Source organism: Mesorhizobium sp. M4A.F.Ca.ET.090.04.2.1 (assembly GCF_003999085.1).
Taxonomy (GTDB): domain Bacteria; phylum Pseudomonadota; class Alphaproteobacteria; order Rhizobiales; family Rhizobiaceae; genus Mesorhizobium.
The window spans coordinates 1-2034 of sequence record NZ_RZOT01000751.1 but is presented as its reverse complement, the minus strand read 5'-3'; the positions used below and the strand labels follow the sequence as shown (position 1 = coordinate 2034).

The 2034-nt window shown below is 66.3% G+C and carries 3 protein-coding genes and 1 pseudogene; all 4 read right to left on the bottom strand.

The window, feature by feature from the left end; genetic code table 11:
* Nucleotides 1-209: pseudogene (locus EN781_RS31370) on the bottom strand (sterol desaturase family protein); the annotation flags it as partial.
* On the bottom strand, nt 209-637 hold the full coding sequence (locus tag EN781_RS31365) for a hypothetical protein (RefSeq protein ID WP_126054212.1): 429 nt from the start codon (nt 635-637) through the stop codon (nt 209-211). The gene EN781_RS31365 and the pseudogene EN781_RS31370, both read right to left, overlap by 1 nt.
* 81 nt (nt 638-718) lie before the next feature.
* Nucleotides 719-1543 (bottom strand): phytoene/squalene synthase family protein, encoded by an 825-nt coding sequence (locus EN781_RS31360; RefSeq protein ID WP_126054211.1) that lies wholly within the window; start codon nt 1541-1543, stop codon nt 719-721.
* Between the two features lie 25 nt (nt 1544-1568).
* Entirely contained in the window at nt 1569-1958 is a 390-nt protein-coding gene (locus tag EN781_RS31355) for an Mth938-like domain-containing protein (RefSeq protein ID WP_126054210.1), read from the bottom strand.
* Nucleotides 1959-2034 lie beyond the last annotated feature (76 nt).

Here is a 2034-nt window from a genome sequence, read left to right as displayed (position 1 = left end):
AGCCACAGCAGCGCCCAGTAGGACAAAACACCGAGCAACAGGCCGGCCACGACATTGCCGGTCTCCATCATCAGGCTGGTCAGCGTGTCGCGCGTTTCGAACGAGCCCTTGGCGCGGCCGGTTCGCACCAGCCAGAGCTCGATCAGGATGGCGGCGACGAAGAACGGGATGGCAAGCTTGGTGACCTCCGGGAAATTGTAATCGTCCATCACGCGGCCTCCCGGTTCCGATCATGGTCTTGCAAGGCCGCCGCCACCGCCCTGGCGTCGGCCTCGTCGGCAAAGACAAAGCGCCCGCCCTTCCAGGTGAAGTCGTTGAGCCTGATGGAGATCGACCGCGGGTCGTCTGCGGTCAGGGCCAGGATATCGCGCGGCGTGACGATGCGCGTCAGGAAGCAATCGCCGATGCTGCTGACGATGCCGGTGCGCGCCGGCCCAAGCTCGAGAAACGCCGCCCGCCGATCCGCCGTTAGACGCACCCTCGCCACCATTTCGTCCGGAAAGTCCTCGGCGAAGCGTTGAAGTGCCCGATCCGCGCCGGCAAGCATCGCGGTAGTAGTGCCGCCGGTGAAATGCACGGCCGCGACCGACAGCGCGATGCCAAACACGACAAGGACGACCAGCACGGGCAGGCTCATGGAAAGGCGTCTCCTCCGGCGGCTCACGCTTCTTCGACGCGAGTCCGACAGGCAGAACCCCTAGCACGATTGACGTTTACGTCAAAGGGGCGTCCAGCCTCGGCTGGCATGACGCAGGAGCAGCCAATGCTTGCGCAAGGTGGAAAGCTTTGCTGCACCGCCGCGCGGCGATTGCTCAGTCTTCTCCATCCTGCCGAGATAGGCACGCGTCAGCGCGAGCGGCAGGAATGCGGGGCGCAGCGAAGCCGGCAGCGCCGGGGCGCCTCGCTCGAAGGCACCGAGATGGTCTCGCGCGAGCGCGATCATCGCCGCCACTGCGCGTTGCGCGCCGGGGCCGCCCTCCCCTTTGACGAACTCTTCCGATGATGAGCCGGCCGCTGCGAGGATGTCCGCAGGCACAAAACATTGGCCACGCCTCCGGTACAGCGGCAACAGCAGCAAAAGACCGGTGATCGCTTGCGCACAACCCGCCCTCCCCGCCAGGTCGGCAAAACGCGGTGCCTCCTGGGGATCGAGCATCATCGCCGCAAGCTGGATGAGTGCCGCGGCGGTCTCGCCACAATAGCCTTCGAGATCGGTGCGCGACGGCATCGGATCATCGTAGAGGTCGAAGATGCGCGCTTCGAGCATGTTGTCGAAGGCTGTCTTCGGCAGTCGATTGGCGGAAATCGTCGCCCTCAGTGCGTCGGCGATCGGGTGACCGGTCTCCGCATCGTTCTCTGCCGCGATGACATCGCGCCACCATTGCAGCCGTACCTCGCCGGGTAACGGCTCGTGGATACGGTCGCGCACGGACGCGATCTCTGCATTGAAGGCATAGAGCGAAAACAGCGCGTCGCGCTTGTCGGCGGGCGCGTAGAGCGCGCTGAGATAACGGTCATGGTCGGAAGCGCGCACCGCATCCATGACGATGTTGGCGGTATCAGCCACGTCAGTCGACGGCAATCAGCGCCGCGGCCACGGCGCGGTCTTCGGCGAGCAGGACATTGTAGGTCCGCACCGCCGCGCCGGTCGACATCGGATCGGCGGCGATGCCGGCCTCTTTCAATGCCGCGCGCAGCGCCGTAGGCAGCGGCCGCAGATCCTTGCCGGTGCCGACCAGCACGATCTCGACCTTGCCGGCCTCGGCGAGCAGCTTGCTGAAGTCCGCCACCGTCAACGCCAGCGGATCGGCCGGCTCCCAGCCATGGATGCCGGACGGCAGGCAGAGCAGCGAGCCGCGATGCGACATATCGGCGAAGCGGAAGCCGCCATTGCCATAGGCCTCGATCGGCGCCCGGCCGGGGAAATGCGCCTCGCGGATGACGATGCCCTTGGCCACGGCCGCGGCGTCAGGTCGCCACGGCCTTGCCGTTCACCGGCTTCTCCTCGTCGGCGGCCGTGGCCAAGGGCATCGT